This window comes from Archaeoglobus fulgidus DSM 4304 (genome assembly GCF_000008665.1).
GTDB classification, from domain to species: Archaea; Halobacteriota; Archaeoglobi; order Archaeoglobales; family Archaeoglobaceae; genus Archaeoglobus; species Archaeoglobus fulgidus.
Window position 1 is genome coordinate 1,069,628 of the sequence record NC_000917.1, and the last position, 26,208, is coordinate 1,095,835.

Below are 26,208 nucleotides of genomic sequence, written 5' to 3' on the forward strand. Positions count from 1 at the left end.
TACACCTCCTTCACTTTTTTCTTATTAAAATACCATCCGGGTCCAATTCTTTAAGTGTGTCGATTTCCTCTCTTGTTGGTGGTTCGGTGTACTCGACTTCCTCCGGGATGATAATTTCAAAAGAGCTGTTATTCAACACGTCCTCAACGTTACGTCCTTCATGAAGCGCTAAGAGCTTCATTCTCTTCGTTTGCTCATCAAAACCGTAAACACCAATCTGCGTTATCACCCTGTAGGGGCCAGTGCCTTCCGGAAGTCCAGAACTTTCTCTGCTACCGTCGAGGTATCCGGGAGTTGTAAGAAAGTCAAGCTTTTCCACGAACCTGAGCTTATCCTGTCTCATCAGAACAATGTTTCTCCAGGAAAGCGAGGCGACATCGTTTGCTCCACCACTTCCGGGAAGCCTAACCTTCGGTTTTTCCCAGTCCCCTATGACTGTTGTGTTGATGTTGCCATAGGGGTCAATCTGTGCTGCCCCAAGGGAATCCGTAATCCACGTACCCCATCTGTGCCAAGGACATGACGTAATCCATGCTCGATGCCATAACCGCTTTGTAAAATGTCGCACTCTCTCCAACAGAAATGGGAATTCTCGGCAGTTTTGGTGCGATTCCTCCTGCCTCAAACACCAGTACAAGGTTTGGTGCGTAAAGTCTCTGAGCAAGACACGCAGCCAGAACAGGCATTCCTGTCCCCACAAACACACTTTTTCGGTCTTCGAGAATTCTTGCGGCGACACAAACCATGTACTCGGTATCAGAATACTCCACCAAGATTATCACCTCCACGGGTAAACAGGGCGCTCCCTGAGCTGCTCAATCCTTCTGAGTTTTTCGAGCCTCTTAGAACCACCGACAACTTCGAGGTACTCCCAGAAATCGTTGACTCCATAAACGTACTTTTCAAAGTACTCCTTGGCTCCCTCCTCCGTTCTCGTCAATGCAAGATACTCGGCAATGTGCTCCTCGTCAAAGTAGTAGAGCAAAGGCATATTACAGGGATGGGACGCAAAGGGCTGCTCTACAACGGCATCCACAAGGAAGTAGGGGATGGAGGTTCTCCACGGACTCTCCCTGATTTTGTCCGTCGGGACTATCTCCTCGGTTGTGACTATCAGCCTCTTCGCTGCCCTCGCAAGCTCGTAGTCTTCAACAAGGATTCCATCAATCTGAGCATTTCCGTATTTGTCGGCACGGTGAACGTGTATTATGGCCACATCGGGGAAGCAGGCCGGAATCAAGGTGACGGGCTTTCCGCTGTATGGGTCTCTGATGATTTTGGCAGAACTCTTTTTGAACGTGTCCGTTCCCATCAAAATCCTTGCTGGAATGAAGGGAAGACCCATTGCCGCTGCTTTGAACCTCCATTGCAAAGCTGCGTTGCTCCACTCGGTGATAACCTTTACCTCCCCACCCTCAACCTTCCTTCTCGAAGCGGGCGACAGCCCCCTCAGCTCGTGGCCAAAGCTGTATGCAGCCTCAACCTTTTCAACGCAGCCGGCAGCCATCAGCACATCGAGGTCGTGCACCGAGGTCTTTCCCGCCATCGTAAGTCCCTTTACTCCCTGCCTGATGATTTCATAAATGATGTTCATGGAAACCCTTACATGCCCGAATCCCCCGCTGGCGACGTACATGCCATCTTTGATGAAGTTCGAAACCGCCTCTTCTGCGGACATCGTCTTGTCAGCCATCTCTCTGCTCTTGTTGTCCCTCACCCACTCCCGGAACTCGTCAGGGTCACACCAGCCAACGAGGGGGCCTTCGCCTTCATCCATAATTTCCAGAGGTTCCATCTCTGCACCTCCTGTGTGAAAAATCAGAAACGGGAAAAATTGAAAAGAGGTTACCTCTTTTCGACAAGGGCGACGAGTCTGACTATTGAGCCATCTCCCTTGACCCACCTTATCGGCAGGCCGATTATCGTGCACCTCTGCCCTGTGACCTTGTCGATGTCCCCTCCTACATTCTCCCATCCCATTATTCCGTGTGTAAGGAGCAGCCTGTGGCACGGCTCCCAGTAAGGGAAGTCCTCGCTGACATCTCTGCCCGTCAGCTGCTTGTACTCCTCCTTCAGCCACGGTAGAATTGAGTTTCTCTCGTCTGCACCGGGGTGGTGCCATGCTTCTCTCGTTGCAAGGGGGTGGTCGAGAGCCTGAGTGTCAATTCCCACGGCCTTAACCTTCTTTTTAACGAACCACTCACCTGCCTCCTTGTAAAATCCGGGCGCGTAGCAGAAGTACTTGACGCTGTCGCTCCAGTACCTGTGCCAGCCTGTGTTAACGATAACGATGTCTCCCTTCTCTATTGGAGGGTCGGCCTTCTCCAGATCCTCGGCGGTTATTACCTCCCACTTCTTTTTGGGAATCGAGACCACAACACCCTCTCCCATGTACCTCTCTATCGGAACCTCGTCAATCGATGGAAATCCCTCCTCAACGTGTATCGGTGCGTCAGCATGCGTTGAAACGTGCATGGTCGTCGTGATTATCTGGGAAAGAACTCTTGACTTGGCGTGGTAGTGGTAGCGGTCGATAATTACATCGTTGAAGTACGGCCACAGCGGCACACCGTAACCAAAGGGATTTGACAGGTCGTACACCTCAACTTCCTTTCCCAGAATCTTCAGCGCCGGCTTTTCCAGAATGTCCTCCGGATTCCCAATCAGCTCAGGGTCGAGCATTCCGTGAAGGTACGGAGAATCTGCTTCGTCCACCATTCACCATCACCTCAAATGGACTTTCTGTAGAAACTTATTAAGAATTATCAATAATTCTGTATAATTTTATGTGCAGCTATGTAGCTGGAATTTGCGAGGTAGTGAGCAGCGCTTTCACCCAACCACTTCGTGCGTGGATTATTATTTAAGAATCGAATTTAAAAAACTTTTTGAACTTTGTAAAATAATGAAAAATATGAAGACTAAGATGGTCAGGCTTGGCACATACGTTTCACAGGACGCATACAAACTCCTCAGAGAGCTGACAGAGCTTTACGGAAACCAGAGCAACGTCCTTGACCAGGCTATAAGGCTTCTCTACGACGTATCAAAGTATGGCTCAAAAGCTGACAGGATTTTAATACGGGAGAAGCTAATTAACGAGTTCGAGAACATACTGATTTCCAAAAAGAATTTCATGCACCTTCTTGAAGGAAAAAAGGAGGGTCTGTTTGACGAAGACGTTATAACAGCAGTAATACTGAGTTTTGTTGACGAGAGCATGGATTCCAAAAGCTTTTTCCCGAAGATGATGGATGCCCTAAAGAAGATTTACGTCGAGGGGAACAGGTGGTTCACGAACATTGAGTACAAGGAGACTGAGAGCGGTTACAAGGTGACCTTCTACCACAACCTGAACAGCGAGTTCAGCGACTTTGCATCCGAGTACTTCAGGAGATTTTTCAAAATAGGATATAAAATAGTTGAGGAGCAGAAGCTGAACAAGCTCTTCATCCTTCAGGTTTCCGAGTTTTAGATTTCTTCTTCAAATCCTCCACCGATTTGACCTGAAGACACTGAGCAACGCAGGCTGAAACGCAGGCGGGTTTTTTACCTTCCTCAATGCGCGGCATGCAGAGGTCGTAGATTCTGACTTTTCCATCATCGCCCAGCTGCGGCGCTCCGAATGGGCACACCTCCATGCAAATTTTGCAGCCTATGCACAAATCCAGGTCCAAGACCGTCATTCCATCCTCGCTTTTCCTCAGCGCACCAGTCGGGCACTCATCCACGCACGGGGCACTCAGGCAGTGCCTGCAAACGACGACTTTGAAGTGCTGCTGTACCTTCTCACCCGTAATCCTTGGTCCATCGTGGAAAACTCTGATTCTTCCGGGGTCGTCGAAGTTCTCGGAGCTGTGCTCGACCTTGCATGCTATTACGCAGGCATAGCAGCCAATGCATTTCCTGCGGTCGTGAACGAAGGTCAGTTTTGACAATTCACTCACCCCCGTCGCATCTGTAAATCCTGCAAAGCATAGCCCTGAAGGTCGTGGAGCCAATGCAGGGGTCGAAGGGAGGTTTGTTGCTCGTCAGAACGTTGGCGTTGCTCTCGAAAATACCGAGGTCGGGTTTTTCCGGATAGTACCATGAAGCCTGAGCGAACACGTAGCGAGGATTCATAGCCTCAAAAAGCCTCGCCCTCTGCCTTATCCTTCCACGCGGGGTCTCAATCCATATCCAGTCTCCGTCCTTTATTCCATATTTCTCAGCAGTTTCTGGATGTATCAGGGCTACTGGGTCGGGCTGCAGCTCTCTTAACCACGGATTCTGGCGGTACTGGGAGTGGAAGTAGTACGGCACCCTCCCGCCTGTGGAGAGTATCAGCGGATACTTCTCGCTCAGCTCCGGCGTGCTGTAGGGGCTTTCATTCGGCTCCCGGTAGTGGGGAAGCGGGTCGTAGTTGAGGTTTTCGAGGATGGTTGAGTAAAGCTCTATTTTGCCGGTCGGTGTTGGAAATCCTCCTCCCTCCCTCCAGTAGTTGGTTTTGTACTTGTAGTAGTGCTCCTTTCCGGTTCTTGCCAGCACGCCGATTTCCTTGAACTCCTCCCATGTAATCCCCGCCTTCCTGAGCTGGTAGTTCAGCATTTCGTAAACGTCGCTGAACCAGTACTTCGGTGCAAGCCTCTTGCCGAGTTCGTTGAATATCACGTTGTCGGGCAGAGCTTCCCCAACAGGTTCAACCGCCCTGACTATCGCCGAGACGAAGAATCTGGGGTGCATGTCGTAAATATCGTCGGTTTCGAGCCAGTGTGCCGCTGGGAGAACGATGTCGGCATACTTTGCCGTCGGTGACATGTAGAGGTCAACAACCGAGATGAACTCCACGTTGAGCAATGCCTTGAGCACGTCTTTCGAGTTGGCGTAGGCCAGCACGGGATTCGTTCCCTGAAGGTGCATCATTTTTATTCTTCTCTCCCCATTGAGCAGGTCCTCACAAACGCTCTCGAAGTGGCACATTGCGAAGGGCGGAAGGGCGAGAAGTTTGTACCTGTCAGCGCCGATGGGCAGCTCTTCAGGTGGCGGAACCTCTAAGGCGAACTCCTCCATCTCCCCTGTTTCTGGAGGCACCCAGTTCACCATTCCGCCAGGCCTCTCTATGTTGCCGGTTACCGCCATCAGACAGATTATTGCTCTGAGAGTTTGAATGGAGTTGTTTCCCGCTTCCAGAGCCTGACCTATCTGTATGCAGCCCGGTCTTGATGTTGCGAACCACTCCGCGGCGAGCTTTATCTTATCCTCGGGCACCCACGTGATTCTGCTCACCTTGTCAGGGCTGTACTCTTCAACTCTCTCCCTCAGCCTGTCGAAGCCGTGAGTCCACTGCTCCACGAAGTCTTTGTCGTAGAGCTCCTCGCTGATGATGACGTTGAGCATACCCAACGCGAGCGCAGCGTCAGTCCCCGGCCTTACGGGCAGCCAGAGGTCCGCTCTGTGTGCAACGGGAGTTGCCTTCGGGTCAACGAGGATGAAGTGCTCTGCCTCCTCCAGAGCCCTCAAAAACCAGACCGCCATCTCGCCGTCGGCGTTGGTGTACTCAAGCTGCTTTCCCCAGTGGACTATGGTTTTGGGGTACTCCCCACCCCATCCGTGGTAGTCGCAGTACAGCCTGCCACCGACGGTAATGCCAAAGGCTGCGAGCCTTGGAGCATAGCAGAAATGTGCAGGCAGGAGGACGTTTGGCGATCCTATCGACCTCGCAAATCTGAACGTGTAGCGGTTGTAGCCTCTCCCTGTTCCCTGACCGATTAAAATTGAGGAGGGGCCGTACTCCTCGATGTATTCCTTCATTTTTTCCGCTATCGTATCCAGAGCCTCCTTCCAGCTTATTCTTTTCCACTCTCCCTCTCCTCTCTCGCCAACTCTCTTCAGCGGATATTTGAGCCTCGAAGGGTTGTAAACCTCCTTGATGCTCGCCAGTCCCTTTGGACACATCGTTCCTCTGGTAAGCGAGCTGGGATCACCCTCTATGTGCACTATTTTCCCTGACTTTACCTTAACGAGCACCCTGCATCCGCCGTGACAGCTCTTGCAGGTAGTTTTTACGACATGCTCGGACATTTCAGCACCTCTCAAAAAAATGGAAGGGATTACTTTCTTCTTCTGGCTCCGTAAAATCCGAAGCCAAAATAAATGAACATGAGGGCGATTATCAGCGCCATCCACGTCACGGTTCCGACTTCAAGCATCATCTTCATCACCCTCTTCCTCGCTCCAGTCAAGGAATAGCGAGATGACGTATCCCACCAGAGCTATTCCCACACTGAATCCGAAGCATTGCAGTATAACGTCTGCCGGAAACATTCCCTTTCACCCCCTCACAGCCAAAGCTTTTTCTCTGAAGAGTCCCGGCTTCCCTGGCAGAACCGCGTTTAGCAGTGAGCCGATCACCAGAGTAACTATGAGAGCGAGATAGACCTGATGCAGCCAACCCGGAGCTCCGAGAACTTCTGGCAGTGGAGTCATCGTCCATGCGTTTATGGTCACCCAAACCAGCAAGCACGTGATAATCGCCGCTGGGGCGGACCTCTTCCAGAAGAGCCCGAATATGACGAACCAGAACACTGGGACGAGCCATGAGAACAACCACATCATGGCGGCGAGTATTGGTGGGAGGCTCACAGCAGGAATCAGCGCGGCAACAGCGAGCAGAACGGTAAGAATTCTGGAGAGCCGGAGAAGCTCCTCATGCGAGGCATTCGGCTTGAGAACGGCCTTGTAAATGTCGTTAACGAATATCGTTGTGGGGGCGAGAAGTGTGATGGCGTAGGATGACAGCACAGCAACAAGACAGGTTGCAAGAAGCAGTGCCGACGCCCATGTTGGCAGAACCGACACAATCATTGCGGGTGTAGCAGTCTTCGCACCGAGCTCGGCAAATTCCGGTGTTGCCCTTGCAGCCATTCCCATAACTGCGGCAAACACGGCAAAGGATCCGTTCACAGGCACGGCAATGAGCATAGCTTTTCTAAGCACATCCGGAGATTTTGCTGCCAGTGCCGCATGCAGTCCCTGCTGGCTGATTCCCTGGAAAAACACCGTTGCGAGCACGTTCACGAGAGCAAAGCCGACGAAAACCTCCCATGATCCGAATATGTTGAGTTTGCCCGCCAAATCGTTGGAGATGTAGAACTCGTTAACGCCCTCCCATCCGTTCTGCAGCCCTGAGCCGAGAACGAAGGTTGCGGCAATGATGCCTATGTAAAGAATAACCGCGTTGAGAACGTTGAGCCATGCAACCTCTTTCATGCCCGAAAGGACGACGTAAAGAATTCCTATCAGCGCTCCAATCACTATCCCCACTTCTATAGAAGTTCCGGTGAGAATTGAGACGAAAACACCGAGTCCCTGTGTTTCAAGGGTGCAGATTCCGAAAATGGCTCCGGCTATGACAGCACCGACCATCAGCCTCAACCAGTAGTTGCTGAAAATGACGTCAAGAAACTCTGGAACGGACTCCACTTTGAGCTTTCTCGCCCATCTTCCAGTAAAAAGACATACAATTGCCAGCATTATTGCGTGTGCGAAGGAAAACCAGACCGCGGGCAATCCGATGTCATATGCCGACTCCATAACTCCCAGTATGTGGGGAGTTCCAAGCACCGTAAGGGCGAGGGTAACACCAACTGGAACCGCACCCAGACCCCTTTTCGCAACCAGATAGTCCTCTTCGGATTTTTCCATCCTTTTCATCAGGTAGAATCCAACACCAAGGGTTGTCACCAGGAAATACACCAAAACGGGTATCAGTATATCCCATCTTGCCTCCAAAATACCACCTCCTGCAATTAACCATCCTCCAAAATCAATTTGAGAATCTTCGCCAGCTGATCATCTCTCCACTTCGCAAGCTCATCGTATGACATTCTTTTGATGATATCGTACCCCTCCATTGATTTGAGTATGGCGTCAAATGAGCCTTCCGGATACTCCGACCAGTTCGCCAGATCAGACCACAGTCGCCTGTAGTGGTCATCGAAGAATTCGAGGAAGTACTTCATCCCGCCCTGACCACCACCGAGATGGTAGGTGAGGTAAACCCCAGTAATCGCCCATCTGATTCCCGGACCGTATTTAACTGCCACATCTATCTCCTCAGGTGTGGCTATTCCCTGATAAACGAGGTTCACCGCCTCCCTCCACAGTGCTGCAGCAAGTCTGTTCGCCACCATTCCCGGAACGTCCTTCTTTACGACGATGGGCTTCTTGCCCATTCTCTCCATGAATTCAACTGTTTTCTCTGTGCAGCTTTCGTCCGTCTGCTTTCTCGGAACGACCTCAACAAGCGGAATGAGGTGGGGCGGATTGTACGGATGGGCGGTAATGCACCTCTCGGGATGCTTTCTGGCAGCGGTCTGAATTTCTGATATGCTCAGACCTGATGTGCTCGTGGCGAGAATCGTTTCCGGTTCTGCAATTGCATCCATCTTTTCAAAAAGGTCTCTCTTAACTTCCAGCTTTTCCACCGCCGACTCCTGAACGTAGTATGCCCCTTTCAGTGCCTCTTCGAGGTTTTCAGTGAATTTAACTCTGCTCAGGGCGCTTTTCACGTCATCCTCACTACCAGAAAAAATTTCACTGAGAGTTGAAACTGTGCGAGCGATGCTCGCTTCTGCCCTATTCAGAGCCTCAGGAAACGGGTCGTAAACCGCAACGTCACAACCACGCCAAGCAAAAAGTGACGCCCAGCTTGCGCCAACTGTTCCGGCGCCAATGCAGGCAACCTTTACGCCCACGAAGTAACCCCTCCATCGATGTAGAGTATCTGCCCTGTCACGAAGTTCGACGCGTCAGAGGCGAAGAAAACAACTGCACCAATAAGGTCGTCTGGATACCCCCACCTTCCGAGAAGAATGCGCGATTTCATCGTCTTTGATAGTTCAGGATCCTTCATGATGTGGGCGGTGAGCGGTGTCGCAATTACTGTCGGGGCTATTGCGTTCACGAGGATGTTGTATTTTGCCCATTCACACGCCAGCTGTTTTGTTATCATGTTGACGGCAGCCTTACTGGAGCAGTAGGCGATGTAGTTTTTGGGCATACCGTAGCTGCTTCTGACAGAGGACACGTTGATTATTTTCCCTCCATTCTGCTTGACCATCACCTTGCCGACCTCTCTGCAAACCAGGAACACTCCCGTGACGTTTGCATCCATGACCTTGTTCCAGTCTTCCAGCGGATACTCCTCAGCAGGTTTCGGAATGTTTATCCCCGCGCAGTTAACGAGGATGTCAATCCTGCCGAACTCCTCCACCGTCCTGTTCACAAGATTTGCTACATCCTCCTCGCTTGTGATGTCGCACTTTACTGCCAGTGCTCTTTGCCCAAGCTTTTCTATGCTTTCCTTCAGTTTTTCCAGCACCTCCAGTCTTCTTCCCACCACAACAACGTCGCACCCAAAGTCCGCCAGTCCGAGAGCGATTGGCCCACCAAGTCCACCGGTGGCACCTGTGACAATGGCCACCTTTCCGGTCAAGTCAAACATCTTTCTGTACCCCATCGAACCGCTCTGAATTCTCTCCTCCAGAGATTTCTCGTAATCCTCTATGGACTCGAAAACCTCCTTTACCATTTTGACCACCTCACGCCTTGGGGTAGCTCGCAATTACAAGCATTGTTGCCGGCATGTTCGTCTCGTTTACCAGGTACCTCGACTCGCCCGGCGGAATGTACAGGGAGTCCATCGGCCCCAGCTCAATTTTCTCCCCGCCTTCCTTCACTACGGTCATCTTTCCGCTCAGCACTATGTACACCTTCTCAATGTCGCTCTTGTCCCAGTCTGCACCTCCTCCGGGGAGAAAATGAGACAGACCAACCCAGAAGTTCTCAGAGCCTGTGGTTTCCTTGTGATGCAGCCTCAAAGCAACCATGTTAAAATGGCCCGGCGCCTCGTATGGTTTCACATCATCTATGCAGACCTTCTTCATGATTTAGCTTCAAAAAAGTTAATTTAAGTATGTTTTCAATATCATTACATATCATTATACAATGTGGTTCGACTCTACATATCAGCCACACCTCGTTTAAACGAGCTTCGCTTGAACAATTCGAAAAATCTGTTAAAGAAAAGGTAAATACTACAAATAGAAATTTTAGCGAAATGAAATTCCAAGTTCTCCAGTTTTGTTCCTTTTCATCACGTTGAGTATAAGCGGCGTCAGGGATTCCACCAGATGAGCGTTTGAAAGCCCGCCAGCATCCAGGGCTCTCAGCCCCGAAATTTTCTCAGTAAGGTCAACAACCACCTCTTTTGCACCGCTGTCACCGCAAATCGGGACGTCCCACTCGAACTCTTCGCCAAGATTTGCGAACCTCCTTGCGGGAATCGAGTGGTATGCTGCAACTACGCTGCTTTCTTCCAGTACTGACGCAAGCTTCTCTGCTGCCGAGCCCTCCTCAGGTCTGACGTAAACGAAGTTATCGCCGACTTTTTTCATAGGCACCAGCGGTGAGATTACCACCTTCCCCGCCAGCTGCCTTTTCAGCATTTCCGCTGTGTCAAAGGCGAACTCCCACGGAATCGTGAATACAGCAACATCGCAGGTTTCTGCGGCATCCTCATTTCGCATTCCTATTATGGATGCATCGCCGACCTTTTTCAGGTAATCCGATGCCAGTTTCTCAGCCTTTTCAAGCTTTCTTGAGCCAACTATGATTTCGTAGCCCAGCTTGCCCCATCGCAGAGCCAGACCTTCCCCAAGGTTGCCCGTACCTCCAAGAAGGGCGATTTTCATTGCACCACCAAAAAAGTTAGAAGTTTACCCTTTCCTTTCCCTTAAGTCCGAGTATCTCCCTCACCTCGTCAGGTGTTGCGGGCCTCTTTCCGAGTTCCTTCACAATCCTTACCATTTTTTCGACCTGCTCGGCGTTGCTTTTAGCAAGCTTGCCTCTTTCAATGTAAAGGCTGTCCTCAAGCCCCACTCTCACGTCACCGCCCATTATCACCGCAAGCGTTCCGAGAGGCATCTGAAATCTGCCCGCTCCAACAAGGGACCACGTGTAGTTCTCCCTGCCAATTAACCTGTCTGCCGTCTGCTTCATGAACAGAACATCCTCAACAGCGGTTCCAATTCCGCCGAGTATCCCATGGATGAACTGCAGCCTGAGTGGCGGTTCGAGGTAGCCCTCGTGGAACATGAAGGCCGTGTTGTATATCTGCCCTATGTCGTAGCACTCAAGCTCCGGCTTCGTGTCGTTCTCCTTGAAAATTCTCGAAAGCGCCTCAAGGTCCTTGAACGTGTTTCTGAAAACTATGTCCCTCGTCATTTCGAGATACTCGGGCTCCCAGTCGTACTTGAACTCCTTGTACTTTTTGAGTAGTGGATGAATGGCGAAGTTCATGGAGCCCATGTTGAAGGTTGCGATTTCCGGTTTCAGGGCGGGCACGACCTTTGCCCTCTCCTCAACGGGTATTCCCAGTGTGCCTCCTCCTCCGGTTGTAACATTAATAACAACATCGCTCTGCTTTTTGATTTCCCTGCATATGTACCTGAAAACCTCAACATCCGTTGTGGGGCGCCCGTCTTTCGGGTCTCTCGCGTGAATGTGAACCATTCCGGCCCCTGCCTCTGCGGCCTTCACCGCTTCCTCCACAATCTGGTCGGGTGTGACCGGCAGGTACGGGGACATGCTCGGAGTGTGTATCGCTCCCGTTATGGCGCACGTGACAATAACCACATCGTCCTTCCTCATGTCACAGATAGGATTTAACTTATTATATTTGATTAATCTTCTAAATCACATAAATTGACATAAACCGGTAAAAAAGGTATTTAAGAGAGAAAAATCTGCCGTTCTCCAATGGAGCGCTTGTTTTACCCGAAAGTCGTGGCAGTGATAGGTGCTTCACCTCAGGAGGGAAAGGTGGGTAACACGATTATGAAAAATCTCAGAAACTTCAGCGGCACTGTCTATGCTGTAAACCCGAAGTACAGGGAAATACTTGGATTCCCGTGCTACCCCTCGGTACTCAAGATACCCGAAAATGTGGACCTGGCCATCATCGTTGTTCCAGCGAAGCTCGTTCCGAAGGCAGTGGAGGAGTGCGGAAGGAAGGACGTTGAAGGTGCCGTGGTGATTTCGGCAGGCTTCAAGGAGGCCGGGATTGAGGGGGCAAAGCTTGAGAGGGAACTGGTCGAGGTGGCCGAAAGGTATGGCGTTAAGCTGGTTGGCCCCAACTGTCTCGGCATGATAAACACCGAGATTGCTATGAACGCCACGTTCAGCAGAGTGGCCCCCGAAAAGGGCAGAATAGCGTTCCTCAGCCAGTCCGGAGCCTTCATTCTCGCGGTTCTTGAATGGTCAAAACGCAACGGTGTCGGTTTCAGCAAGGTTGTCAGCTTGGGAAACAAGGCCATGCTCGACGAATCCGACTTTCTGGAGTACCTGGCCAAAGATGACTCAACCGACGTCATTCTGATTTACATGGAGGGTGTGGAAGATGGGCGAAAGTTCATGAGGGTGGCGAAGAGTGTGGCAAGGAGGAAACCAGTAGTGGTGATGAAGGCGGGGAAGTCCCAGAGCGGTGCAAAGGCAGCTTCAAGCCACACGGGAAGTCTGGCAGGTAGCTACGAAGCTTACAGAGCTGCATTCAGGCAGAGTGGCGTTATTGAGGCGAGTTCAGTTGAAGAGCTATTTGACTTCGCACTGCTGCTGCTAAAATACAGAAAAGCCGGAAACTTAGCAATTCTCACTAACTCAGGCGGCCCGGGAGTTATGGCAGCGGATGCATGCGACCAGTTTGGTGTGCCTCTGGCAAACTTCAATTTTGAGACAATAAGGAAGCTCAAGGAGTTTCTGCCCGCTGAGTCGAACTTCTACAACCCGGTTGACATTCTGGGTGATGCCAGCGCCGAGAGATTTTCAAGATCCCTTCAAATTCTTTCAGAGGATGAAAACGTGGACATCGTGCTCACCATACTCACACCCACAGCGCAGATGGACTTTTTAAAGGCTGCGGAGAGTGTCGTCGGAAAGAATGCAGTTTGCTGCTTCATGGGTGGGGAGAGTGTAGATGAATCGGAAAGGATTCTGAGGAGTTCGGGCATTCCGAACTTCTTCGACCCCGTGAGAGCGGTCAGGGCCATCTCGGTACTCGGAAGGTACTCTAAAATCTCTGCAAAGGAAAGAGTGAAGGAAGACTTGGATGTGAGTGTGGAGCGCGAGAAGGCTGAAGAAATTATCGAAAAGCTGCTGGAGAGTGGTGGCAGAGTGGTGGGGGCGGAAGGTTTGCCAGTACTGGAGGCATACGGCATTGAGGTTGCACCCTACGGAATAGCCAGGAACGTTGACGAGGCGAGAGATATTGCGGAAAGCATTGGCTACCCGGTTGTTCTGAAGGTTGTTTCCCCCGATGTCGTGCACAAGAGTGATGTTGGTGGAGTAAAACTCAATGTGGGGGAGAACGATTTGGAGAAAGCCTTCTTCGAGATACTGTCAAACGTGGAGGGGAGGATGCCAAAGGCAAGAATTGAGGGTGTCCTCGTTCAGAAGATGGTTGATGGGGGAAAGGAGCTGATAGTGGGTATGAAAAGGGATCCACAGTTCGGTCCGATGATTATGTTCGGAATGGGTGGGGTTTACGTTGAGGTGCTGAAAGACGTTTCCTTCAGAATCGCCCCGATAACGAGAAGGGAGGCCCATGAAATGGTCAGGGAAGTCAAGGCTTACCGAATTTTGAGGGGGCTGAGGGGTGAGAAGCCAGCCGACATCGATGCGATTGCTGATTTGCTTTTGCGAGTTTCAAAACTAAGCTTGGACCACCCCGAGGTCCTCGAAATGGACCTGAATCCTGTCAAGGTGTTTGAGAGTGGATATGCTGTGGTGGATTTCAGGATGGTTTTGGGTGAGGAGGTGTGAGTGATGAAGTGTTTGCTGGTTTCGTCAGTTGAGGGATACTCCGGCAAGAGCGGAATAATCATCGCCCTTGGGCTGAAGCTCAGGGAGATGGGCTACGAGGTAGGATACTTCAAGGCACTTGGCGTTAACACGGTCAAGGTTGGGGATAGAGCGGTGGAGGAGGACAGCCTCATCACGGCCAAGATTCTCGGTGTGGAGGAAGACGTATGTCCGGTGGTTCTCGACCGCCCCTATATCGATTTCGCCACCTCGGTGGACCCGGTGGTACTCAGGAAGGCTGTTCTTGACAGATTTACCGAGGTTTCGGAAGGCAAGGACGTAGTTATCGTTGAGGGCTCTCAGAACTACAGAACGGGTGTGGCGGTTGGCATAGATGACGCGAGCGTGGCGAAGATGCTCAGCGCCAAAGTGCTCTTAGTGGGGAAGTACGTTAACGACTTTGTTGTTGACGAGGTTCTTGCGGCAAAGTCCGCGTTCGGAACGATGCTTGAGAAGGTCGTCTTCAATCAGGTAAGCGGATACAAAATGTCTTACATAGAAGGAATCGCGAGAAAGGTCCTCAACGAGGCGGGGCTTGACATAGTGGGTGCAATTCCCAGAAATCCCGTTCTTGCGGGGTTGTCGGTGGAAGAGATTAGAGAAGCGGTTTCGGGAGAGTACTTGATTGAGCCGAGGGAAGAAAAAATGGTCGAGCAGGTGGTTATCGGTGCAATGTCCCCACAATCTGCTCTGCGATACTTAAGAGAGGCGAGGAATGCTGCTCTCGTTACTGGAGGGGACAGGAGCGATTTGCTTTTAACTGCACTTGAAATGCCAAACGTGAGGTGCCTCATACTCACTGGAAACCTTGAGCCTGTCCAGCTTGTTCTGACGAAGGCGGAGGAGAGGGGTGTGCCGGTCATACTAACGGGACACGACACTCTTACAGCTGTGAGCAGGCTTGAGAGCGTTTTTGGTAGAACGAGGATAAGAGGGGAGCCTAAGGTGGGCATCATGAGGGAGCTGTTCGAATCCCATGTTAACGTGAAGACCATTATAGAATACTTGGGGCTGGATTAGTGGTAAAATGGCGGGGCAGCTAACATTCAAAAGAGAGCTGGAAAAAGTATTCGAGAAAGAGCTCAAAAAGAGGATTGAAAGAATTGGAAAAACACCGCTATCCCCACTATCCCTGATTCTCTTTACGAGGATTGCAGAGCTTTCGGCCATAGAGAACGGGTATATTAGGCCCACCGAGTACGAGATGAGGGAGATTTTCGCCGCCAGAACCACCTATTCCGAAGGGCTTCTTAGCACCTTGAAGGACATCATTTACTCGCACTTCCTGCGAAGTAATCTTGGAGAGCATCTGGAGGACTTCATTTACACTCTGCAGAGGATTGAGGACATCCAGTCTAAAATCGACGAGCTGATTTTAAGGGAGATGAGGGAGGTTAGTTTGAGGAAAGTGTATCACGAACTTCTCAGGTTTTTGCTGGACATGCTGTGCGACAAAGATATGGTCAGATTTGATTGAAAACCAGATTTCCCAGCTTTGCCCCATCGGAACTTTACCCCCACCTTCTGTAGTCCACCTCAACCCCAAGCTGTTCGGCTATTCTCGAAACGGTGTGTTCTATGAGGTCATCAACACTCTTCGGCCTTGTGTAGAAGGACAGAACTGGGGGGAAAATTACTGCCCCCATCTCCGCCAGCCTTGCAAGCGTTTTGAGGTGCCCTGAATGTAGCGGAGCTTCTCTGATGGCAAGAACAAGTCGCCTTTTCTCCTTCAAGGTTACATCCGCAGCTCTCGCTATCAGGTTGTCTGCAATGCCGTAGGCAATTGATGAGGCTGTTTTTATGCTGCAAGGCACAACAGCCATTCCATCGTGCCTGAAGCTCCCGCTGGCGAAGGGTGCGGCAATCTCGTCTTCATCATAATACTTGGTTGCAATCTCCCTCACGTAGCCCTCGTCGTAGTCAGTTTCCGCCTTCAGTGTGATTTTCGCTGCTCTCGACGCTACGGCGTAAACCTCCGCCCCCAACTCGGTCAACTTCTCAATAAGCCTTATTCCGAGTATCTGCCCCGATGCTCCCGTTAAGGCTACTACGAACCTCATCAAATCAGCGGCTCTATATCTTCATCGAAAAGCTCTATTGTCTTGGTCATCCTCATCTTCTCCGCTTCCTCAGCCTCCTCCTTCGCCTCAGCAGCGAGCCTCTGCAACTCCTTAACTCTCGGAATGTCTGTAACGTTGGCAAGCAGCACAAGAGCGGCAACATATTTAGTCCTCCTCGTTGGATAGTCTCCGGCCCTGACCTCAACGCCCGCAATCTGCTCCTCAAGCCAGATCTTCGCCTTCTCCAGTCCCTTCCTGTCCAAGTGCTCCGGCGGTCCTGCGACGAGAACAAGCGCTCTCTCAGCGCTGTGAATGTTGCACGGCACTGTCAGCCTTCCAAGAGCAGCCCTCCTCACGAGAGTTGCTATTTTCATCGGCTTGTCGTTTTCAAGAGCTTCAATTTCCTCCTCTTCTTTCCTGCCGAAGAGTCTGAAGCCCTTTCTCTTTTTCTCAGAGGATTCGGCGAGAGTCGTTGCGTAACCAATAGAGGAGATTCCACCCCCTCTCAGAGTGTTGACAACTTCGCTGCTGTCAACGACCATCTCTCCAACAACGTCCTCTTCAATCGGCTCCCCGGCCCTTGCCAGCAAAGCGAGCCTCCTTACAATTTCCTCGTTAATCTTAGCAAAGGACTCCTTCAGGCTTGTCCCCTCAAACTTCCAGGCTCCGTTGTCCACAAGGATAAGGTTATCCACGTACTTCAGCAGAGAAATCATGCTTCTGGCGGCGTTTAGGGAGTAAAGTTTGCCCTCCTCGGGAGCGGGAAGAATGCCGACAGCGTAAACGGGCTCCGAGTACATCTCCGAAAGATATTTGGCGAGAACGGGCGCTCCACCACTCCCCGTTCCTCCACCAAGCCCGGCAACGATTAGAAAAGCATCCATGTCGTGCGTCCCCCTTTCATCGATGGCGTTCAAGATGGTCTCTATGTCTTCCTGAGCGACCTTAGCCCCCAGCTTGTTGTCCGTCCCAACTCCGTGTCCCTTCACTATGGTTTGGCCGATGAGAATGCGATCCTGAACGGGGACGTGCTTTAAACCCATTAAATCAGTTCTGGCGGAATTTATCGCAAGCCACCTCATCCTGATATTGGAGCCTCTCATCTTCTCATTCTCGATGAACATGTCCAGTATTTTTCCTCCAGCCTGTCCGAAGCCGATTATGAAGAATCTCATTAATATCACCTCAACGCTAAGATTTAATACGCTTTTTATTTAAACCTTTTTCCCAACTTTGCAATCTCGATAAAGGCAAGTTTAAAAACAGCAACGCCTCAGCTTGACCGATGCACTGGGCTGATGTGATTGCAGCGGATTTGCTGAAGAGGTCGAACTCTCACAGAATAGCCACAGGAATATCACCTTCTGGACATATTCATCTTGGTAACCTCAGGGAAATGGTCACGGCGGATGCAATCAGAAGAGCCCTTCTTGATGCTGGGGGAGAGGCGAAAATTGTCTATATTGCTGATGATTTCGATCCGCTGAGAAGGAGGTATCCCTTTCTTCCGGAGGAGTACGAGAACTACGTTGGGATGCCTCTCTGCAAGATTCCCGACCCGGAGGGCTGCCATGATTCCTACTCCGAGCACTTTCTTCAGCCCTTCTTAGAATCGCTTGAAATCCTCGGTATTCCGGTAGAGGTTCGCAGAGCCTACCAGATGTATTCAGAGGGGCTCTACGAGAACAATACGAGAATCGCTTTAAAGAGAAGGGACGAAATTGCCAGAATAATCGCTGAGGTGACGGGGAGGGAGCTTGAGGAGCGTTGGTATCCCTTCATGCCGCTCTGCGAGAACTGCGGAAGGATTAACTCCACGAGGGTGACTTCGTTCGATGAAAACTGGATTTACTACGAGTGCGATTGCGGCCACAGCGGCAGGGTTGGTTATGTAGGAGGGGGCAAGCTAACGTGGAGAGTTGACTGGGCTGCGAGGTGGCAGATTCTGAGCATTACCTGCGAGCCTTTTGGGAAGGACCATGCGGCTGCCGGAGGGAGCTACGACACGGGTGTGAGAATTGCAAGGGAAATATTCGATTACGAGCCTCCCTATCCCGTTCCCTACGAGTGGATTCACCTCAAGGGAAAGGGGGCTATGAAAAGCTCCAAAGGCATCGTACTTCCCGTCAGAGAGATGGTCGAGGTGATACCTCCAGAAATTGTGAGGTACATAACAATCAGGGTCAAGCCGGAGAGGCACATTGAATTCGACCCCGGTTTGGGGCTGCTCGACCTCGTGGAGGAGTTCGAGGAGAAGTTCAAGGAGAAGGACAGGAGTGTTGAACTCAGCCTCGTCGGTGAGGTTGTTTACTCCGACGTCCCCTTCCGCCATCTTATTGTTGTTGGTCAGATTGCCAACTGGGATTTAGAGAAGGCGCTCGAAATCATAGAGAGAACGGGATACACGGTTGATGACGTGACGAGAAGAGACGTGGAGAGGAGGCTGAAGTACGCGAGGAAGTGGCTGGAGAAATACGCACCGGACAACATAAAATTCGAGATACCCGAAAAGGTCACCGCGGAGTTCAGCGAGGAGGAAAAGAAGTTTCTTAGAGCCTACGCTGAAAGACTGCGGAGCGACATGAAGCCCGAAGAGATACACACGCTTGTGTATGACGTTTCAAAGGAGGTTGGCATTAAGTCTTCAAAGGCCTTCCAGGCGATTTACAAAGCAATTCTCGGCAAAACCTACGGGCCGAGGGTGGGTTACTTCATAAAATCTCTGGGAGTGGAGTGGGTAAGGGAGAGGATAAAGGCTGCTCTATGAGGAGAATCGAGGCAGGGAGTCGCTACACCTACTTGCCAGAGGGATGCAGGCTGTGCAGGAAGGGAGCGAAGCTCGTGCTGTTCGTTACAGGGATTTGCAACAACTCGTGCTTTTACTGCCCCGTTTCAAAGGAGAAAATTGGTAGGGATGTTGTCTTTGCCAACGAAAGGCCTGTGAAGAGCGTAGAAGATGTTTTTGAGGAAATAGAGATGATGGACGCCGAGGGAATTGCAATTACGGGAGGAGAGCCCTTGCTTAAAATTGAGAAGGTTCGGGAATACCTGAAGCTTGCAAAGAAGCTCGACCTGCACGTTCACCTCTACACGTCCCTTCCCGCAGGAGAAAAGCTGAAAAAGCTTGAGGGGCTTGACGAGATTCGCTTTCATCCACCCGAACTGAAGAGTCCTGAAAAGTATGAGGAGTCAATCAGGCTGGCTAAAAAGCTGGGGATGGACGCGGGTTTTGAGATTCCCGCAATCCGATTTGAGGAGAAAATTGTCGAAATTGTAAACAGAAACGACGCTTTTCTCAACGTGAACCAGCTTGAAGTGAGTGAAAGCAACTGGGAAAGGATTGCGGAGAGTTACAGCATCACAGACTACTACGTCAGTGATGAGGAGACGGAGAGGATTGTAAAGGAGTACGAGAGGGCTGAGAAGTTTCACTACTGCAGCGCGAGATTCAAGGACATTGCTCAGTTCAGAAGGAGGCTGATAAGGATGGCCATGAACCACCCTGAGTTTTACGCCGTCACGAGAGACGGCACGCTTGTATGCACGAGAGTTGAGGGTGATGCAGAAAGGCTGAGCATCGCCGAAGAGATTCTCAGAAAAGCCGGACAGGAATTTGTAAGGTTCGAAGATTGCATTGAAACGACTCCCGAACTTGAGAAGAAGATTAGAGAAGCTTTAAAATCTGAGGGGTTAAGGCTCAGGATAGTCGAAAGATATCCCACATATAACCGGCTTGTGCTTGAAGTAATGGATATCTGAGGTGTGGCATGAACGGAGAGGTCGAGTCGAGGTTGAGGAAGTACCTCGAAAGGGACAAGAACGGTCTGAGGAGGGAACTGCTCAGAGTGCTCCTTGAGGGGAAGAAATTCACAACCAGCGAAATCCACGATATTTTGTCAAGAAGGGGCTACTCGATAAGCCCAAGGGGGGTTTCCGCAATGGTTGGCTTAATCTCCGCAAGGCTCGGAATACTCAAGACCGAGCTTGGGGAGAAGAACAGATATTACCTCAAGAGCGAATACGCTGATTTGGTCAGGAAAATCGTCGAGGAATTTGAATGATATTTCACAAAATTTATGAGAACAAGCTGCTGAGGAGTGTAAGGAAGGGGGCGATTCCCCATCATATAGCCATCATTATGGATGGAAACAGAAGATTTGCGAGGAAAAAAGGTTTAGAGCCACATGAAGGGCATTTTTTTGGTTCTAAAAAAGCCGAAGAGGTTCTTGAGTGGTGCTGGGACCTGGGGGTTAAGATGCTAACCCTCTACGCCTTCTCAACCGAAAATTTCAGGAGAAGTGAGAAGGAAAAGAAAAACATTTTCCAGCTGCTCGAAAGCGAGCTCAGGAGACTTCTAAAGGACAGGAGGACCTACGAGAGGGAGCTCAGAGTTAAGGTGGTCGGCAAGAGGGAGCTTTTGCCCGAAAACCTTCGAGAGACCATAAAGGAGGTTGAGGAAAGAACCAAAAAGCACAGAAGGCACTACCTCAACGTTGCCGTGGCCTACGGCGGGAGGCAGGAAATCATAGATGCCGTCAGAGCCATCTTAAGAAAGGTGAGAAAAGGGGAGGTCAGGCCGGAGGAGATTGACGAGAAAATGCTTGAGGAACATTTATATGGTGAGGGGAGGTATTCTAAGGTTGACCTGATAATAAGGACGGGTGGTGAGCAGAGGCTCTCGAATTTCCTCCCTTGGCAGGCTGCGAACAGCGTCGCATACTTCTGCGATGTTTACTGGCCTGAGTTCAGAAAGATAGACCTGCTCAGGGCGATAAGAGCCTGGCAGTACAGGAAGAGTCACGAGGTGGTGTGATGTCCCAGAAGATGATGTACGAGTTCAAGAGGAAGCTGGAGGAGCTTGAGAAGTACAAGGGTAGGGGTACCGAGCTCATTACATTATATATTCCTCCTGATAAAAATATTGCCGACGTTTCCAACCAGCTCAGAAGTGAACTGAGTCAGGCTTCGAATATAAAATCAAAGCAAACGAGAACAAACGTTCTTGCAGGTATAGAGGCAATTTTGAACCGATTGAAGCACTTCCGAAAACCTCCCGAAAACGGGATGGTTATCATAAGCGGTGTTGTCAACATAAACGGCAAGGAAAAGCACATTACCGAAATAATTGAGCCTCCTGAGCCCGTTCCCCTTTACAAGTACCACTGCGACTCGAAGTTCTACCTCGACCCTCTCAAGGAGATGCTGACAGAGAAGAAGCTTTACGGGCTCATAGTCCTCGACCGAAGGGAGGCCACGGTGGGACTGCTTAAGGGCAAGAGGATAGAGGTCCTCGACTGGGACACGTCCATGGTTCCCGGAAAGCACAGGCAGGGAGGGCAGAGCAGCGTTAGATTTGAGAGGCTGAGGGAGATAGCAATTCACGAGTTCTACAAGAAAGTAGGAGAGATGGCCAGCGAGGCCTTGCTGCCTTACAAGGACAAGCTGATCGGAATCCTCATTGGAGGGCCATCCCCTACAAAGGAGGAATTCTACGAGGGTGAGTACCTGCACCACGAGTTGCAGAAAAAGGTGTTGGGGCTCTTCGACGTCGGCTACACAGACGAGTCCGGGCTGTATGAGCTTGTGGAGAAGGCGAAGGACGTTTTGCAGGAAGTTGACATTATCAGAGAGAAGAACCTGATGCAGAGGTTCCTTAAAGAGGTCGCTAGGGATGGGTTAGCTGCTTACGGTGAGGAGGAGGTAAGGAGGTACATTGAGCTCGGCGCTGTTGACACGCTGCTGCTCTCCGAAGACCTCAGGTACGAGAGGGTCAAGTACCGATGCCCCAAGTGCGGCAAGGAGGTTGAGGTGACCGTGAGGGAGGGCATAGAAAAGCCACCCTTCTGCGAGGAGGACAACGTCGAGATGGAGGAGGTTGAGAGGAGGGACATCGTGCTTGAGCTCTCAGAGCTTGCGGAAAGCACAGGGGCGAAGGTCGAGTTCCTCTCGACAGAGAGCGAGGAGGGTGAGATGCTTTACAAAGCCTTTGGCGGAATAGCTGCAATTCTCAGATTCAAGCCGGACGGCGGTCAGTGACTAACAAGTGTCAGCAAAAATGGAAATCCTTTTATTTGCAAATTTGGCGCATAAGAGCATGTTTGGAATGGAGCCGGTAACGTTTGCGAGCATCGGTGTGACTGTTGGCGTTCAAATCGTTATTCTGTTAATCTGGGGCTTAAGCTGGAGGTGATTTTTTGTTAGCCGTAGCCGTATTCTTAGCCTATCTAATAGCCATAGCCATCATAGCCTACTACGGGGCAAAAAGGACGAAGACGGTGGCGGATTTTGTTGCAGCGAGCGGTCAGCTCGGATTCTGGACGTACTGCCTACTGATGATCGGCAGCGTCTTCAGCGGAATGACTCTGATCGGCGTTGCTGGCCTGGCCTTCACCACAGGCTATGCGAACGTGTGGGAAAGGATAATTGGCCCGCCCTTTGCCATAGCCTTCGGAACGATTTTGATCGGTTACAAGCTGTTCAATCTCAAGGACAAAAATGGAATACTCACCATTCAGGACTATCTCGCTTTTCGCTACGATGATCCGAAAATTATCAGAATTCTCGCCGGGTTGATTTCGGCGGTAACCTGCTTCGTATACCTGATTGGGCAGTACACGGCAATCGGTGTGGTCAGCTACGTCGTGCTTGGAATTCCCTACTGGCTGGGGGCAGTCATTGCGGCTGTAATCGTCGTTGCCTACGTCATGAGCGGAGGGATGTTCTCCACGGCCTGGACAACCTTTCTGCAGTCCATTCTTATGCTGCTCGGCATTTACGTTACCGTTCCATTCATAATTGCCTGGGTTGGAGGGTTCGAGGCTATGAATCAGGCTCTGGCAGCGATGCCTGAAATACAGAACGCCACGAGAGGTGTGGCGGAGAACTTCATGTTTGCTAAGTATCTCAGCAAACCGTTCGCCCCCGCCTCAGTCCCACTCGCGGGCTGGGTTTACAACCTCACGCTCTTCGGTATAACTGTCCCACTCGGATTAATGGTCGCTCCGCACATCGTTAACAACATGCTGACCTTCAGGAAAATCGAGTACACAAGGTGGGGACCGCTGGTAATGTACGTAATCGGCTTTTCGGCAATCTTTCTCACGGCCCTTGCGGGGATGGCTGCGAGGGTTGCCTGGGCCAAAGGAATGATAGACATTCCCAGCCTTACCCTGGGGAGCATCGAGGTTAAGTGGTCGGACATGGCGTACCCGACAATAGCCAGCAAGGCCCTTCCCTACTGGCTTTTTGTCCTGCTTCTCCCAACAATTCTGGCGGGAGTGATGTCCACAACGGACAGGCTTATCCTAACTGCGGCGAACAACATCAGCTACGACGTTTTGAGGAACGCCCTTGGTAAAAATCTGTCTGAAAATGCGCTGAAAAAGGTCAACATGCTCGTTGTGCCTTTAATTGGCTTTGGCTCCCTCCTGATAGCTCTGTTCCCTCAGCAGCTCCTTGCGTGGTTTATCTGGGCGGCTCTGTCACTCATGACGAACTGCTTCTTTTTCCCAATAATGCTGGGATTGTATTGGGACAGGATGACCAAAAACGCAGCAAGGCTGAGCATGATTGCGGGGTTTGTTGTAACTCTTGCAACCTTCGCAATCTACGGAAAGACGATATACATAGCCGGCATTCCTGCATACTCTGTACTGCCGGGCTTTGTGGCCAGCTTCGTCTTAGCTGTCGGGGTTTCCCTGCTTGAAAAAGGTTAGGGCAATTCCGGAAAGGATGACGAACATGTATGCGTAAGCCTGAGTTTCAAGGGTTTGGTTCAGGAAAATTGCAGCGAGGGCTGTAGCACCAACGGCCTCCCCTATAACGCTTGCCGTGACGGGCAGAACTTCCATCTGCCTTAGGAGGTAGTTGAGCAGGGAGTGGCCTACCAGCATCGGAATTAGCGCCATGAGCGCGAGGTAAATCCAGGTGCTGGCAGGGTAGCCGAAAATCGGTTGAGAGGTTAGAAGGCACGCTAATAGCGAAAAAACTGCCGCTGAGGAGTAGGTCACGATGAGGTAGGATGGAAAGTCAACGCTCCTTGCAAATCTTGCGGATGCGAAGTAGTATCCGCCTGCAATCGCACCGGCAAGGGCCAGCAGTATTCCGTACAAGTCAGCCCTCGCATCGGCACCGCTTAGAAGGTAAACGCCAACCATCGCAATGAGCACACCTGCAATCTGATTGGGTCTGGGCTTTTCTCCCCAGAGATACGCAAAAAGTCCGGAAAAGAGGGAGTGCGTGCAGACTATAGTAGTGCTTACAGCAATTGAGGCGTGGAAGAGTGACTCTATCCAGAAGGAAAAGTGGAGGGCAAGGGCAAGTCCCGCGAGAACGGACATTCTCGACATCACTATCTTCCTGGGCCTGTAAATTAACAGGAGAAAGGGTATGGAGAGGGTAAGCCTCCAGAAAGCGGCGACGACTCCAGGGACAGAAGCGAGGAATGCAAATATTGCTGCGGAGGATACGGCGAGAACGGCCGTGAATAAAAGAAGGTAGTTGAGCATTAAAACACCAGTCCGCTAAGCCTTTCAAGCTCCTCCTTCATTTTCCTTGCTCTTTCCCTTGTTCTCTCCGTCAGCCATCGCATCTCCGGGTTCTTTCTGTCAATCTCCTCAAGTCTCCTCATGAATTCCTCGAACGTGCCCTCCCTAACCCCCATCGCGAGATTGTCGGCAAAGCTGACTATCTTCTCTTCAAGCGTTTCTGGCATGTAGTTTTTCGGTATAAGGCCGAGCTTGCTGGCTTCCTCCGCATTTATGCCCGCGCTGAAGTGTCTTTCCGCGATTCTTACAATCTTCTCGTCAACCCCCTCCTTCCTCAGTATTTCGGCGGATTTTATGAAGTGCTGGAACGGATCATGAGTTATCGCTCTGCCAATGTCGTGAAGAAGCGCTCCTTTTAAAACCGCATCCATGTCAACTTCGTGACCCTTTTTGCGGATATTCTCGGCAATCTTCATCGCAACTCTTGCCACAGTGAGGCAGTGCCTCCTAACACTCTCGTCGAGTTTGTATTTATCCCACAACCTCTGGACGTCCTCAGGTACATCCATCGAGGGGAGTGGGAAAATGGTTTATTTAAGGTTTAACAAAAAAATGAGAAATCACTCCTTCCTCGCTACAAACACGAGGGCAACGAAAGAGCCTACGAACAGGGATACCATGAAGAACGTTGCAAGCCTGTAAATGCTGCTCTGCCTGTTCAACTCCCTGATTTTCTCCTCTAACTCATCCAAGTCACTCTTTTTCTTCTGGAGCTCCGTTTTTGCTCTCTCAAGCTTCTTCTGAAGTTCTTCTATCTGCTGCTTTTGCAACTCGTTCTGGATTCCAAGCATTTTCGCTTTATTCTGCAGGTCTTCAAGCTGTGATTTCAGCGTTTCTATTTGCTCCTGCGAAATCTTCAGTTTCTCCTTGAGACTTTCAACCTCCTTTTGCAAAGCAAGGTTCTCCTTTTCCAAACTTGCAGCGTAAGCCTGGTAGTCAATGGTGGTTTCATTTACATCGATCTGTGCAAGAACGCTTCCGTCAGCGTACACCTCTTTCAGCCCCGGAGTGCAGTTTATACCTATCTTTACTTCATACTCCCCCGGTGTGGCGTTGATGGACGGCTGGAGATTGTCCACGAAGTACATGCAGCTATCGCCGACTGTTAGCGTCGCCGTATCCGTTACGTTGACGCTGACAATATCTCCCGGAGAAGCTTGGAGAGTTAAAAGGACGAGCAGGGCGACAAGAGGAATCATATTATCCCCTCCAAAACCATGTTTACCTCCTCGCCAATCCTCTCTATCTCTCTCTTTGAAATGTCCCTGGCAACTCTCGCGTGAAGCAGGACATCTGGGTTAACCTGCATCACGAGAACTCTGGTGTTCTCCCCGCTTAGAAGAATTCTGCTTGAGTTTAACATCCCTTTTCCGACTTTAATGAGTTCCGGCGCTATTGCAGCATCTTCCTCTGGTGTGGGGCTGTTTGAGGCTATTGGAAGGCCATCGGGTGTTAGCAGAGTAACGTCGCTGAGCATGTACTTGTTGCAGAGGTAGTCAACGAATTCCGACAGGTCAGATGGGGGTTTCTCCATTTTTGTCTCCAACTTTGGCTCTACTGAAGAAGTTACGTTGGATATCTTTGCCCTCATTACCTCCTCCTCTTTGGCCTTTTCCTCCTTCAGCGCGTAGTTCAGATATGCCCATGTAACGCCAAAACCGAGCAACCCGCCCGAAACTACTGCGAGAACCTCGTACACCATACCA

General features: G+C 50.8%; 29 protein-coding genes. 10 read left to right on the plus strand and 19 right to left on the minus strand.

Annotated features, from left to right (window positions below; genetic code table 11):
- Nucleotides 1-10: 10 nt before the first annotated feature.
- The 4 genes from AF_RS06070 to AF_RS13470 are packed head-to-tail and all read right to left on the minus strand — an operon-like array spanning nt 11 to nt 2,592.
- Nucleotides 11-568: a CoA-transferase subunit beta gene (locus AF_RS06070; RefSeq protein ID WP_244372826.1), complete on the minus strand. Its 558-nt coding sequence runs from the start codon at nt 566-568 to the stop codon at nt 11-13.
- Nucleotides 462-773, minus strand: a complete 312-nt coding sequence (locus AF_RS13465; RefSeq protein WP_244372828.1) for a hypothetical protein — start codon at nt 771-773, stop codon at nt 462-464. Before AF_RS13465 ends, AF_RS06070 begins: the two co-directional genes overlap by 107 nt.
- A gap of 5 nt (nt 774-778) precedes the next feature.
- Nucleotides 779-1,795: a CoA transferase subunit A gene (locus tag AF_RS06075; protein ID WP_231487661.1), complete on the minus strand. Its 1,017-nt coding sequence runs from the start codon at nt 1,793-1,795 to the stop codon at nt 779-781.
- Between the two features lie 50 nt (nt 1,796-1,845).
- Entirely contained in the window at nt 1,846-2,592 is a 747-nt protein-coding gene (locus tag AF_RS13470) for a cyclase family protein (protein ID WP_052270508.1), read from the minus strand.
- Nucleotides 2,593-2,914: 322 nt separating this feature from the next.
- Between AF_RS13470 and AF_RS06085 the strand changes: the two genes are divergently transcribed.
- Nucleotides 2,915-3,475 carry a hypothetical protein gene (locus AF_RS06085; protein ID WP_048064347.1) on the plus strand — a complete coding sequence of 187 codons (561 nt, stop codon included), beginning with the start codon at nt 2,915-2,917 and terminating at the stop codon, nt 3,473-3,475.
- Here AF_RS06085 and AF_RS13710 read toward each other — a convergent pair.
- From AF_RS13710 to AF_RS06125, 9 genes are all read right to left on the minus strand, one after another.
- Nucleotides 3,450-3,938 (minus strand): 4Fe-4S dicluster domain-containing protein, encoded by a 489-nt coding sequence (locus AF_RS13710; RefSeq protein WP_048064348.1) that lies wholly within the window; start codon nt 3,936-3,938, stop codon nt 3,450-3,452. The genes AF_RS06085 and AF_RS13710 overlap by 26 nt on opposite strands.
- 1 nt (nt 3,939) lies before the next feature.
- Nucleotides 3,940-6,060 carry a molybdopterin-dependent oxidoreductase gene (locus AF_RS06095; RefSeq protein ID WP_048064349.1) on the minus strand — a complete coding sequence of 707 codons (2,121 nt, stop codon included), beginning with the start codon at nt 6,058-6,060 and terminating at the stop codon, nt 3,940-3,942.
- Nucleotides 6,061-6,180: 120 nt separating this feature from the next.
- Nucleotides 6,181-6,303, minus strand: a complete 123-nt coding sequence (locus AF_RS13715) for a hypothetical protein (RefSeq protein ID WP_010878699.1) — start codon at nt 6,301-6,303, stop codon at nt 6,181-6,183.
- Nucleotides 6,304-6,309: 6 nt separating this feature from the next.
- Nucleotides 6,310-7,770 (minus strand): sodium:solute symporter family protein, encoded by a 1,461-nt coding sequence (locus tag AF_RS06100; RefSeq protein ID WP_148183449.1) that lies wholly within the window; start codon nt 7,768-7,770, stop codon nt 6,310-6,312.
- Nucleotides 7,771-7,787: 17 nt separating this feature from the next.
- Nucleotides 7,788-8,735 carry a 3-hydroxyacyl-CoA dehydrogenase gene (locus tag AF_RS06105; RefSeq protein ID WP_010878701.1) on the minus strand — a complete coding sequence of 316 codons (948 nt, stop codon included), beginning with the start codon at nt 8,733-8,735 and terminating at the stop codon, nt 7,788-7,790.
- A complete protein-coding gene (locus AF_RS06110; protein WP_010878702.1) occupies nt 8,726-9,571 on the minus strand; it encodes an SDR family NAD(P)-dependent oxidoreductase in 846 nt (281 codons plus the stop codon). The genes AF_RS06105 and AF_RS06110 overlap by 10 nt, the downstream gene beginning before the upstream one ends.
- 10 nt (nt 9,572-9,581) lie before the next feature.
- Nucleotides 9,582-9,926 carry a cupin domain-containing protein gene (locus tag AF_RS06115; protein WP_010878703.1) on the minus strand — a complete coding sequence of 115 codons (345 nt, stop codon included), beginning with the start codon at nt 9,924-9,926 and terminating at the stop codon, nt 9,582-9,584.
- 165 nt (nt 9,927-10,091) lie between these two features.
- Nucleotides 10,092-10,733: an NADPH-dependent F420 reductase gene (gene npdG, locus AF_RS06120; protein ID WP_010878704.1), complete on the minus strand. Its 642-nt coding sequence runs from the start codon at nt 10,731-10,733 to the stop codon at nt 10,092-10,094.
- 16 nt (nt 10,734-10,749) lie between these two features.
- Nucleotides 10,750-11,691 (minus strand): 3-keto-5-aminohexanoate cleavage protein, encoded by a 942-nt coding sequence (locus tag AF_RS06125; protein ID WP_010878705.1) that lies wholly within the window; start codon nt 11,689-11,691, stop codon nt 10,750-10,752.
- A 108-nt stretch (nt 11,692-11,799) separates the two neighbouring features.
- Here AF_RS06125 and acs point away from each other — a divergent pair, with 108 nt between their 5' ends.
- Genes acs through AF_RS06140 form a run of 3 tightly spaced genes read left to right on the plus strand, consistent with a single transcriptional unit; the run spans nt 11,800 to nt 15,373 of the window.
- Nucleotides 11,800-13,857 (plus strand): acetate--CoA ligase alpha subunit, encoded by a 2,058-nt coding sequence (acs, locus tag AF_RS06130; RefSeq protein ID WP_010878706.1) that lies wholly within the window; start codon nt 11,800-11,802, stop codon nt 13,855-13,857.
- Between the two features lie 3 nt (nt 13,858-13,860).
- Complete coding sequence (locus tag AF_RS06135) at nt 13,861-14,916, plus strand: phosphotransacetylase family protein (protein WP_244372830.1); 1,056 nt, start codon at nt 13,861-13,863, stop codon at nt 14,914-14,916.
- Between the two features lie 7 nt (nt 14,917-14,923).
- On the plus strand, nt 14,924-15,373 hold the full coding sequence (locus AF_RS06140) for a hypothetical protein (protein WP_010878708.1): 450 nt from the start codon (nt 14,924-14,926) through the stop codon (nt 15,371-15,373).
- Nucleotides 15,374-15,407: 34 nt separating this feature from the next.
- Here AF_RS06140 and AF_RS06145 read toward each other — a convergent pair whose 3' ends face one another.
- Nucleotides 15,408-15,956, minus strand: a complete 549-nt coding sequence (locus AF_RS06145; RefSeq protein ID WP_010878709.1) for a UbiX family flavin prenyltransferase — start codon at nt 15,954-15,956, stop codon at nt 15,408-15,410.
- Nucleotides 15,956-17,131, minus strand: coding sequence for a tubulin/FtsZ family protein (locus AF_RS06150; RefSeq protein WP_048064350.1), 1,176 nt, complete (start codon nt 17,129-17,131; stop codon nt 15,956-15,958). Before AF_RS06150 ends, AF_RS06145 begins: the two co-directional genes overlap by 1 nt.
- A gap of 110 nt (nt 17,132-17,241) precedes the next feature.
- On the opposite strand from AF_RS06150, the gene lysS reads away from it, so the two are divergent.
- The 6 genes from lysS (at nt 17,242) to AF_RS06180 (ending at nt 23,671) form a co-directional block, all read left to right on the plus strand.
- Entirely contained in the window at nt 17,242-18,723 is a 1,482-nt protein-coding gene (gene lysS / locus AF_RS06155; protein WP_010878711.1) for a lysine--tRNA ligase, read from the plus strand.
- Nucleotides 18,720-19,715, plus strand: a complete 996-nt coding sequence (locus AF_RS06160) for a radical SAM protein (protein ID WP_048064351.1) — start codon at nt 18,720-18,722, stop codon at nt 19,713-19,715. The genes lysS and AF_RS06160 overlap by 4 nt, the downstream gene beginning before the upstream one ends.
- 8 nt (nt 19,716-19,723) lie before the next feature.
- Complete coding sequence (locus AF_RS06165; RefSeq protein ID WP_010878713.1) at nt 19,724-20,017, plus strand: DUF2551 domain-containing protein; 294 nt, start codon at nt 19,724-19,726, stop codon at nt 20,015-20,017.
- Nucleotides 20,014-20,769: a polyprenyl diphosphate synthase gene (gene uppS / locus AF_RS06170; RefSeq protein WP_010878714.1), complete on the plus strand. Its 756-nt coding sequence runs from the start codon at nt 20,014-20,016 to the stop codon at nt 20,767-20,769. Before AF_RS06165 ends, uppS begins: the two co-directional genes overlap by 4 nt.
- Nucleotides 20,769-21,992: a peptide chain release factor aRF-1 gene (gene prf1, locus AF_RS06175; RefSeq protein WP_010878715.1), complete on the plus strand. Its 1,224-nt coding sequence runs from the start codon at nt 20,769-20,771 to the stop codon at nt 21,990-21,992. Before uppS ends, prf1 begins: the two co-directional genes overlap by 1 nt.
- Nucleotides 21,993-22,150: 158 nt before the next feature.
- On the plus strand, nt 22,151-23,671 hold the full coding sequence (locus tag AF_RS06180; protein WP_143274408.1) for a sodium:solute symporter family protein: 1,521 nt from the start codon (nt 22,151-22,153) through the stop codon (nt 23,669-23,671).
- Here the strand turns inward: AF_RS06180 and AF_RS06185 are convergent.
- Genes AF_RS06185 through AF_RS06200 form a run of 4 tightly spaced genes read right to left on the minus strand, consistent with a single transcriptional unit; the run spans nt 23,636 to nt 26,204 of the window.
- Nucleotides 23,636-24,463 (minus strand): DMT family transporter, encoded by an 828-nt coding sequence (locus AF_RS06185; protein WP_010878718.1) that lies wholly within the window; start codon nt 24,461-24,463, stop codon nt 23,636-23,638. The two genes, AF_RS06180 and AF_RS06185, sit on opposite strands and share 36 nt — an antisense overlap.
- On the minus strand, nt 24,463-25,011 hold the full coding sequence (locus tag AF_RS06190) for a TIGR00295 family protein (protein WP_010878719.1): 549 nt from the start codon (nt 25,009-25,011) through the stop codon (nt 24,463-24,465). Before AF_RS06190 ends, AF_RS06185 begins: the two co-directional genes overlap by 1 nt.
- A gap of 51 nt (nt 25,012-25,062) precedes the next feature.
- Nucleotides 25,063-25,701: a hypothetical protein gene (locus AF_RS06195; RefSeq protein ID WP_010878720.1), complete on the minus strand. Its 639-nt coding sequence runs from the start codon at nt 25,699-25,701 to the stop codon at nt 25,063-25,065.
- Nucleotides 25,698-26,204 (minus strand): hypothetical protein, encoded by a 507-nt coding sequence (locus tag AF_RS06200; protein WP_010878721.1) that lies wholly within the window; start codon nt 26,202-26,204, stop codon nt 25,698-25,700. Before AF_RS06200 ends, AF_RS06195 begins: the two co-directional genes overlap by 4 nt.
- Between the last annotated feature and the right edge of the window lie 4 nt (nt 26,205-26,208).

What these genes read in the sequence shown, in the direction of transcription:
- AF_RS06075 (WP_231487661.1), bottom strand. Translation starts at nt 1,795, where the DNA reads ATGGAACCTCTGGAAATTATGGATGAAGGCGAAGGCCCCCTCGTTGGC.
- AF_RS06085 (WP_048064347.1), top strand. Translation starts at nt 2,915, where the DNA reads ATGAAGACTAAGATGGTCAGGCTTGGCACATACGTTTCACAGGACGCA.
- AF_RS06095 (WP_048064349.1), bottom strand. Translation starts at nt 6,060, where the DNA reads ATGTCCGAGCATGTCGTAAAAACTACCTGCAAGAGCTGTCACGGCGGA.
- AF_RS13715 (WP_010878699.1), bottom strand. Translation starts at nt 6,303, where the DNA reads ATGTTTCCGGCAGACGTTATACTGCAATGCTTCGGATTCAGTGTGGGA.
- AF_RS06110 (WP_010878702.1), bottom strand. Translation starts at nt 9,571, where the DNA reads ATGGTAAAGGAGGTTTTCGAGTCCATAGAGGATTACGAGAAATCTCTG.
- AF_RS06115 (WP_010878703.1), bottom strand. Translation starts at nt 9,926, where the DNA reads ATGAAGAAGGTCTGCATAGATGATGTGAAACCATACGAGGCGCCGGGC.
- npdG (WP_010878704.1), bottom strand. Translation starts at nt 10,733, where the DNA reads ATGAAAATCGCCCTTCTTGGAGGTACGGGCAACCTTGGGGAAGGTCTG.
- AF_RS06125 (WP_010878705.1), bottom strand. Translation starts at nt 11,691, where the DNA reads ATGAGGAAGGACGATGTGGTTATTGTCACGTGCGCCATAACGGGAGCG.
- acs (WP_010878706.1), top strand. Translation starts at nt 11,800, where the DNA reads ATGGAGCGCTTGTTTTACCCGAAAGTCGTGGCAGTGATAGGTGCTTCA.
- AF_RS06135 (WP_244372830.1), top strand. Translation starts at nt 13,861, where the DNA reads ATGAAGTGTTTGCTGGTTTCGTCAGTTGAGGGATACTCCGGCAAGAGC.
- AF_RS06140 (WP_010878708.1), top strand. Translation starts at nt 14,924, where the DNA reads ATGGCGGGGCAGCTAACATTCAAAAGAGAGCTGGAAAAAGTATTCGAG.
- AF_RS06145 (WP_010878709.1), bottom strand. Translation starts at nt 15,956, where the DNA reads ATGAGGTTCGTAGTAGCCTTAACGGGAGCATCGGGGCAGATACTCGGA.
- AF_RS06150 (WP_048064350.1), bottom strand. Translation starts at nt 17,131, where the DNA reads ATGAGATTCTTCATAATCGGCTTCGGACAGGCTGGAGGAAAAATACTG.
- lysS (WP_010878711.1), top strand. Translation starts at nt 17,242, where the DNA reads ATGCACTGGGCTGATGTGATTGCAGCGGATTTGCTGAAGAGGTCGAAC.
- AF_RS06160 (WP_048064351.1), top strand. Translation starts at nt 18,720, where the DNA reads ATGAGGAGAATCGAGGCAGGGAGTCGCTACACCTACTTGCCAGAGGGA.
- AF_RS06165 (WP_010878713.1), top strand. Translation starts at nt 19,724, where the DNA reads ATGAACGGAGAGGTCGAGTCGAGGTTGAGGAAGTACCTCGAAAGGGAC.
- uppS (WP_010878714.1), top strand. Translation starts at nt 20,014, where the DNA reads ATGATATTTCACAAAATTTATGAGAACAAGCTGCTGAGGAGTGTAAGG.
- prf1 (WP_010878715.1), top strand. Translation starts at nt 20,769, where the DNA reads ATGTCCCAGAAGATGATGTACGAGTTCAAGAGGAAGCTGGAGGAGCTT.
- AF_RS06185 (WP_010878718.1), bottom strand. Translation starts at nt 24,463, where the DNA reads ATGCTCAACTACCTTCTTTTATTCACGGCCGTTCTCGCCGTATCCTCC.
- AF_RS06190 (WP_010878719.1), bottom strand. Translation starts at nt 25,011, where the DNA reads ATGGATGTACCTGAGGACGTCCAGAGGTTGTGGGATAAATACAAACTC.
- AF_RS06195 (WP_010878720.1), bottom strand. Translation starts at nt 25,701, where the DNA reads ATGATTCCTCTTGTCGCCCTGCTCGTCCTTTTAACTCTCCAAGCTTCT.
- AF_RS06200 (WP_010878721.1), bottom strand. Translation starts at nt 26,204, where the DNA reads ATGGTGTACGAGGTTCTCGCAGTAGTTTCGGGCGGGTTGCTCGGTTTT.